Source organism: Streptomyces murinus (assembly GCF_002154555.1).
GTDB classification, from domain to species: Bacteria; Actinomycetota; Actinomycetes; order Streptomycetales; family Streptomycetaceae; genus Streptomyces; species Streptomyces murinus.
Window position 1 is genome coordinate 1 of the sequence record NZ_MUNF01000352.1, and the last position, 7282, is coordinate 7282.

General features: G+C 73.7%; 6 protein-coding genes. 2 read left to right on the forward strand and 4 right to left on the reverse strand.

All coding sequences use genetic code 11. The annotated features are described in order from the left end of the window. Positions 1–314: DUF3499 domain-containing protein (locus tag CCN72_RS21405; protein ID WP_086808922.1), on the reverse strand; the 314-nt coding region annotated here is incomplete at its 3' end. A 341-nt stretch (positions 315–655) separates the two neighbouring features. On the opposite strand from CCN72_RS21405, the gene CCN72_RS21410 reads away from it, so the two are divergent. Further along, on the forward strand, positions 656–1042 hold the full coding sequence (locus CCN72_RS21410) for a metallopeptidase family protein (RefSeq protein ID WP_037660843.1): 387 nt from the start codon (positions 656–658) through the stop codon (positions 1040–1042). Positions 1043–1089: 47 nt separating this feature from the next. Here CCN72_RS21410 and CCN72_RS21415 read toward each other — a convergent pair whose 3' ends face one another. Beyond that, the gene (locus CCN72_RS21415) at positions 1090–1482 is read right to left on the reverse strand and encodes a nuclear transport factor 2 family protein (protein ID WP_086808918.1); all 393 of its coding nucleotides are present in this window, start codon (positions 1480–1482) and stop codon (positions 1090–1092) included. Positions 1483–1579: 97 nt separating this feature from the next. Between CCN72_RS21415 and CCN72_RS21420 the strand changes: the two genes are divergently transcribed. Continuing rightward, complete coding sequence (locus tag CCN72_RS21420; RefSeq protein WP_086808919.1) at positions 1580–2038, forward strand: MarR family winged helix-turn-helix transcriptional regulator; 459 nt, start codon at positions 1580–1582, stop codon at positions 2036–2038. A gap of 107 nt (positions 2039–2145) precedes the next feature. Here CCN72_RS21420 and CCN72_RS21425 read toward each other — a convergent pair whose 3' ends face one another. Both CCN72_RS21425 and CCN72_RS21430 read right to left on the reverse strand, forming a co-directional pair. Next, positions 2146–3669, reverse strand: coding sequence for a DUF5719 family protein (locus CCN72_RS21425; RefSeq protein ID WP_086808920.1), 1524 nt, complete (start codon positions 3667–3669; stop codon positions 2146–2148). Then, positions 3666–7282, reverse strand: a 3617-nt coding sequence (locus tag CCN72_RS21430) for a glycosyltransferase family 2 protein (RefSeq protein ID WP_086808921.1), incomplete at its 5' end; no start/stop codon positions are given. The genes CCN72_RS21425 and CCN72_RS21430, both read right to left, overlap by 4 nt.

Consider the following 7282-nt stretch of genomic DNA (forward strand, 5'->3'; position numbering starts at 1 on the left):
GCGGCCTCGCGCACGGCGTTGGCGAGTGCTTCCAGGTCGTCACCGCTGGGGCGGGCGGGGGCGGAGCCGTCCAGGAGACGGACGACCTCCCAGCCGCGCGGGGCGGTGAGGCGCTCGGAGTGCTCGGCGCACAGGTCGTAGCAGTGGGGTTCGGCGTAGGTGGCGAGCGGGCCGAGGACCGCGGTCGAGTCGGCGTAGACGTACGTCAGCGTCGCGACGGCGGGTCGGCCGCAGGCGGTGCGCGAACAGCGACGTACAGGGCTCACGACGTTGGACGGTACCGCACTCTTGAGCGGGCCGCGACGACTCTCCACCAGGTCACTCCCCCGTGTCGTGCTGTGAGACGCCCCACATACCCGTGAGAACAGGCCCTGTTGAGCTGCGCGGAGGGGAACTTCGGGGCGTCCAGGAAGGACTGTTTCCGGTCATGAGTCAGTACAAAAACGGTCAATTGCCTTGAGTTCCCAGGACTTGAGGGGTTCGAGGACCGTTGCCGAAAAGAGTCGGTCCTTGGCCGGAACGGTCGTCCCGCGACAGGAATTCACCGGTGGCCGGTTGGCGCGTGCGGCCGGGCGGGCCGGGCGGCCGAGGACTACGCTTCACCAGTGATGGACAACCGTGTACCGCCCCGAGCCGCANNCGTCACGGGCGGGGCATGCGGGGGCCGATCGCACCGCCGCAGGTGCCGTTGGCGGCGAGCAGGGCGGAGGTGTTCGCGGATCTCGTGCAGGACTCCGTGGAACGGCTGGAGCGGCGGTGGCCGCAGCTCGCCGAGGTGGAGTTCCTGGTGCTGGAGGTACCCCGGCTGGAGGGGCAGGAGTCCGTCGCCCTGTGGGGGGACGAGGCGGTGCCGCTCGGCGGGATCATGCCGGCGCGGGAAGGGCGGCGGGCGCGGGTGGTCGTGTACCGGCGCCCGGTGGAGATCCGGTCGAAGGGGCGGGACGAGCGGGCGGCGCTCGTCCATGAGGTGGTCGTGGAGCAGGTCGCGGAGCTGCTCGGGCTAACGCCGGAGACGGTGGATCCGCGGTACGGCGAGGAATAGGGCGGCGCCGGGGCCCGACGAAAGGACCCCGGCAAGCCGGGTCGGCCCTAGCGGGCGCTGCCCAGGTCGCGGTCCGCGCTGGAGCCCTGGAGCATCAGGGTGGTCTCCTCGATGCGGCTGAACCGGCCGTCGGCCGCCAGGTCGGCGAAGACGTAGACCTCCATCCGCACGGTCGTGCCGTCCTTCTTCGTGATGTGGGCGGTGTGCCGGTCGGCGTACCGGTTGCCGTCCTTCAGCTCCTCGTGAACCTCGACGTGCCCGTCGGCGACGAGGGTGCGCAGGTGGGCGATGTGGTCGAGGAACTCGCCGCGGTCCGCCCACTCCCCGTCCGTGCGCTGGCGGTACTCCGGGGCGAAGTGGCGGTCGGCGGCCTCCTGAAGGGTCAGCTCCTCGTTGAAGAGCAGGTCGGTCAGGGCGGCCTCGATACGGGTGCGGGTCATGGCAGGTCCTCTCAAAGAATCCGAGATGCGTGCGCTGCGCACGCTTCGCCATGACTGTAGCACCGGATGCGTGCGTTGCGCACGCTATTCTTCGGGCATGGAGTCATCACACACGGAAAACGAAGTCGGGCAGGAGATCGCGGACGCCCTGGGGGTGCTGCTGCGGCGCACCACCCGCACCCGGCTGCACCAGAAGCTGACCGAGGGCATGGGTGAGGCGGTGGACGAGCTGACCTACCCCGTCCTCAGCGCCCTCGCCCGGATCGGCCCCTGTAGCGCGGCCGAGCTGGCGCCCGAGGTGGGCCTCGACCGCTCCGGGGTCACGCGCCGGGCCTCACGGTTGCAGGACGCCGGTCTCGTACGGCGCGAGCCCGATCCCGCCGATCAGCGCGCCCAGTTGCTGGTCCTCACCGAGCCGGGCCTGCGGGCCGTGGCCGAGCTGCGCGGGCGGCTGGCCGCCCACATCATGGCGAGCCTGTCGGAGTGGCCCCCGGGAGAGGCCGAGGCCTTCGCCCGGGGGCTGCACCGCTTCACGCAGGAGGGTCCGTTCGCCTGACACGTCGGCCTGACGCATCGGCCTGACGCATCGGCCTGACGCATCGTCTGACGGGCGGAACCGGCGGGTCGGGGGACGCTGACGCGGTGCCCCTGACCCGGCGCCTTCTACTTCTGGAGGATCGAGAGGTCCTCGCTCGTCCTCGGGACCGAGACCAGACCCCTGTCGTTCGGCAGGGTCTGGACGGTGAAGCCGGAGGGATCGGTGGAGGTGAGGGTGCGGGAGGCGTAGAGGGGGGTGGTGGTGAGGGGTTCGATGGTCAGGGCGTACGTGCCCTTGGCGCCGGAGGGGACCGGGGCGTCGATGTCCTGGGTGGTGCCGGCCTTGATCGTGTAGGTCTTGCTGACCGCCGTGCCGCCGTCGCTGCCCGCCGAGGCGGTGACCTTGACCTTGGCCGTGGCGGTGGGCGCCGTCAGGGCGAGGGTGGTGTTCTTGGCGCTGTTGTCGGCCGCGGTGGCGCGCGCGCCGACGGGGGCGGTGGCCGGGATGAACGCCGTCTCCTGGTTCGCGCCCTTGCCCCGGACCACCCGCAGCGCGGCGACGACCGGCACCGACTGGTCGGTGGGGGTCAGCACCAGGGAACCGGCCTCGCCACGGGTGAGCGGGCCGAGGTCGGCCGAGGTGGTCATGCCGAACTTGACGTGCAGTTCCTCATTGCCCGCCGGGGTGATCAGACCGTCGGGCGAGGCGAGGCGGATCTTCAGGTCCGCGTCCGCGTCGCCGGGTGTGAAGGCGATCAGGCGGACGTCGGTGGCGTCCTTGGGGATACCGGGCAGCACCAGGCTGCCGGCCGGGTCGGCGGCCGCGGCCAGCCAGTCGCCGCCCGACTTGTCGTCCAGTGCCTGCACCGTCGCGCCGACCCGCCCGCTGCGCACGCTGACATGCACGGTCAGGTCGTCCTGCCGCTCGTCGGTCAGCGTGGACAGCAGGATCGGCTCGCTGCTGTGCGGTTTGACCGTGAGGTTCTCCCCCAGCGGCGACTTGATCGCGCCGTTCTTGCCGTACAGCTCGACATCCACGACGGCGGCGGAGTCGTCCGGGTTGGTCAGATGCACATAGTCGGTGCGGCTCGCGGCGGTGCTGGCGCCCGGGAACCAGAACTCGGTGTCCGCGGGCGTGCAGGTGACGCCCTGGAGGCCGCGGCCGGTGCCGGCGGCGATCTCGGTGGTCTCCTGCACGGTCCAGCCGGGCGCGAACTTCCCGTCCGCGGTGCCGATCAGCGCGGGCGTGTCGGCGCCGGAGGTGTCGCCGGTGACCGGGGTGCCGGGCGCCTTCGGGGTGAGCGCCGGCAGGTCGGCGGTCGTCTTCTTGCCGCTCTTGCCCTTGCCCTTCCCCTTGCTCTGCTGGGTGCCGTCCGTGCCGTCCGCCGACTGCTCGGGGGCGGCCTGGAGTTGGGCCTTGCCGCTGCTCGGGGCGCCCTGGGTGACGGGCGTGAACGAGGTGTACGTCGTGTCCGCGATGTCCGACACGCTGGGCGCCGGGCACAGCAGACCGGTGCGCTGCACGGGCAGTTGGGCGGCGGCGCCCGGTGCGGGCGTGCCGGACGCGGACGGGGTGGCCAGGGCGGCGACCGCGGTGACGGCGGCAAGCGCGGTGGTGCCGGCGATCAAGGACAGGGTGGTGCGGTTCACTGCTGGCTCCCGTCGGGGCGCTCGCTGCCGGTGCCATGGGGATGCTGGGCGGGGTCGTAGCCCTGCTGGGCGGGGTCGTACGCCGGGTCGTAGCCCTGCTGCTGGTACGCCGAAGGGTCGTACGGCTGCTGTTGCTGCTCGGTGCCGCCGTAGGCGTACGGGTCGTACGGCGCCGTGCCGTAGGGGTCGCCCTGGTACGCCTGCTGGTCGTAGCCGCCCTGCTGGTAGGCGTCGTTGCCGTAGCCGGGGTACGGGGTGTTCGCGTAGGGGGTGGCGTACGACTCGTCGTAGGCGGGGTCGTACGGCTGCTGGTGCGGGATCTGCGGCTCGGCCGGGGCCGGGGGCGCCTCCGGGGCCTCCCCTACGGGCATCTCCCCCATGGGCGTCTCCCCTACGGGCGCTTCCCCTGCGGGCATCTCCGCGGCGGACTCCTCCTCGGCCTGGGCGCGCAGGCGGCGGGCGCGGCGGCCCTCGCCCGTGGGGATCTCCGCGGGCAGCGGCTCCTCCTCGGGGAGGTCGTCGTCCACGTCACGGCGGCGGCCCGGCAGGGCGAGGACGACCAGGACGACGGCGAGCGCGCCCTGGGCGAACAGCCAGGCGGTGTGGGTGAGCGGCGCGTCGTAGGTGACGTCCAACCGGCCGCCGCTGGACGGGAGTCGGAAGCCCTGGGCCCAGCCGTCGACGGTGGTGCGGGTGAGCGGCTTGCCGTCGAGGGTGGCGGTCCAGCCGGGGGCGGCGCTGTCGGCGAGACGCAGCACACGGCCGTCCGAGCCGGACGGGACGGTGGTGTGGATGTCCACCGGTCCGGCCTCGACCGGCCGGGTGCTGCCGGAGTCGACGGAGTCGGAGGTGCCGGCGGGCAGGATGACCGCGCGGGAGACCTCCTGGTCGACGCGCCACAGGGCGTTGCCGTTCTGCTGGCTGAGCCGGGCCAGGCCGGGGGTGGCGTCCAGGACGCGGGTGATGTCGCGGGGCGCGCCCTTGTGGACGAGGACGTAGCGCACGGCGAAGCCGCCGAGTTCGTCGGCCTGGTCGGCGCCGGAGCCCGCGACCAGGTTGGCGACGACCTTGTCCAGGCGGGCGTTCTGGCCGTCGGTGGCGGCGAATTCGGCGTCTCCCATGCGGGCGCCGGCGCCGCGCACCAGGGTGTAGCTGACGTGCGCGGTGGAGTCGCTGTCCAGGACGAGGGTGCGGGCCCGGTCGCCGGTGGTGGAGTCCTCGGCGACGAACGCGGGCACCTGGGCCGGGTCGCGGCGCTGCACGGGGCCGTCGGCGCCGCGGAACATCCAGGCGCCGGCGAGCAGCAGCGGGCCCACGGCCGCGGTGAGCGCGATCAGGGCGGCCACCGGCTGGCGCCAGCCGAAGCTCTGCTCGGCCACGCGCGCGCGGGCGCCGTCGGCACCGAGGACGGCGGCGGCCAGCAGGGCGATGCCGTAGACGAGGGTGGCCGGTCCGGCCCAGGCGGACCGGTTGGCGAGGACCGCGAGGACGAGGCCGATCAGGGCGACGACCCAGGCGGTGCGGATGCCCAACCGCCGTTCGGAGCGCAGCAGTGCGGCGAGGGCGGCGAGCACGATGCCGAGCAGCAGCAGGCCGCTCATGGTGCCGGGGCCGCCGGGGCTGGCGCCGAGCAGGTCGAGCGCGGAGGCGGAGGAGGCGCCGTACGCCAGGCCCGCTTCCTTGAAGAAGCCGGTCGGCAGCAGGGTCAGCGACCAGGGGGCGAGGAGCAGCAGCGGGGTGCCGAGCTGCACGAGCAGGCGCAGGCCGTGGGCGATCAGGTCGGCGCGGCGCAGCACGAGCACGCCGAGGCCGAGGATCAGCGCGAGGGGCCAGACGATCGGGGTGAAGGCGGTGGTGATGGTCAGCAGCAGTGCGTACGCCCAGGTGGCGCGCCAGCTGCCGCGGGCGCCGGTGCGGCTGGTGAGGCCGCTCGCGGCGACGCCCGCGCGGGCGATCAGCGGCAGCAGTACGGCGAGTACGGCGGTGCCGATGCGGCCGCCGGCCAGGGCGCCGGTGGTGGCGGGCAGGAAGGCGTAGGCGATGGCCGCCCAGGCGCGCAGCAGCCGGGAGGTGACCAGGGGCCGGGAGGCGAAGTAGGCGGTGCATCCGGCGAGCGGTACCGAGCAGACCAGCAGCACGGTGACGGCGACTCCGGCGGAGCCGAACAGCAGGGTGGCCAGGGTGGCGACGAGGGCGAGGTAGGGCGGTGCGGCGGGGGTGCCGCCCGCGCCGACCGGATGCCAGGCTTCCGCGAAGCGGGTCCACAGTTCACCGGCGCTCGCCGGGGCGGGCAGCAGGGCGCCGCCGCCGAGCGCGCCGCCGGAGAGCAGGGCGCGGCAGGCGACCAGGGAGATGACCAGCAGGGCGAGGAAGAGCACCGGGCCGGGCCTGCGGGCGATCCGCTTGAGGCGGACGAACTGCTCGACCTCCAGGAAGTCGGCGTCGTCGCCGCCGGGCCCGGACTCCACGGCGCCGCCGTGCCGGCCGGCCGAGGTGGTGTCGGTGTCGGAGCCGCTGGTGAAGTTGCCCGCGAACTGCTCCACGGTGGCGCGGATGGTGGCGCCGGGCGGGGGGAAGAGGGGGCGCAGTTCGTCCTTGCCGATCTGCGGGGTGCCGCGGCGGCGCCGGGCGGCGATGATCCGCTCGGGCCGCAGCAGGGTGCCCAGCAGACCGCGGATCTCGTCGACGGCCTGGCCCGGGACCTTGCCGACCAGGTAGGCGACGGTGCGCAGCAGGGTGCCGAGGACGAGCCGCAGCATCACCCAGGGCAGCGCGGCGGTACGGGTGTTGGCGAGCAGGGTGTGGACGGCGCCGGCCTTGTCGACCTTGTGCGGGGAGGCGGCGGTGCGGCCCACGCAGTCCACGGCGCGGCGCTCGCGGGAGGCGGCCTCGGCGTGTCGTACGACCGCGTCGGGGGCGATCAGGACGCGGTGGCCGGCGAGATGGGCGCGCCAGCACAGGTCCACGTCGTCGCGCATCAGGGGCAGCCGGCGGTCGAAGCCGCCGAGCTGTTCGAAGACGTCGCGGCGGATCAGCATGCCGGCGGTGGAGACGGACAGCACGGTGCGGACGTGGTCGTGCTGGCCCTGGTCCTGTTCGCGGCGGTCCAGACCGGTCCAGCGGCGGCCGGAGTTGGCGATGGAGACGCCGACCTCCAGCAACTGCCTGCGGTCGTACCAGCCGCGGAGTTTGGGGCCGACGATCGCCACATCGTCGCGGCCCAGTTCGAGTTCGTTCTCGACGACCCGGAGCAGCTGGGCGAGGGCGTCGGGTTCGGGGGCGCAGTCGTCATGCAGCAGCCAGAGCCACTGGACCGGTTCGCCGTAGGGCAGTTCGGGGAGGTCGTAGGCGTCGTCACGCCAAGTGCGGGTGGCCGGGTCCCAGCCGCTGGGGCGCTTGAGGTAGGGCAGCTCGTCCGGGGTGAGGACAGGGACGGTGCGGCTCGCCTCCTCGACGGCCTGGCCGAAGCCGGTGCGGCGGGCGAGGTGCAGCACGCCCGCGTCGCCGAGGGCTTCGCCGAGCAGCTGGGCGGAGTTGTCCGCGCTGCCGGTGTCGGCGGCCACCGCGTGCTGGACGGGGCGTCCCTGGCCGAGCAGCCCGGCGAGCGCGTCGG

Excerpts from the sequence above, each read along its gene's own strand:
- CCN72_RS21410 (WP_037660843.1), top strand. The coding sequence starts at position 656 with ATGCGGGGGCCGATCGCACCGCCGCAGGTGCCGTTGGCGGCGAGCAGG.
- CCN72_RS21415 (WP_086808918.1), bottom strand. The coding sequence starts at position 1,482 with ATGACCCGCACCCGTATCGAGGCCGCCCTGACCGACCTGCTCTTCAAC.
- CCN72_RS21420 (WP_086808919.1), top strand. The coding sequence starts at position 1,580 with ATGGAGTCATCACACACGGAAAACGAAGTCGGGCAGGAGATCGCGGAC.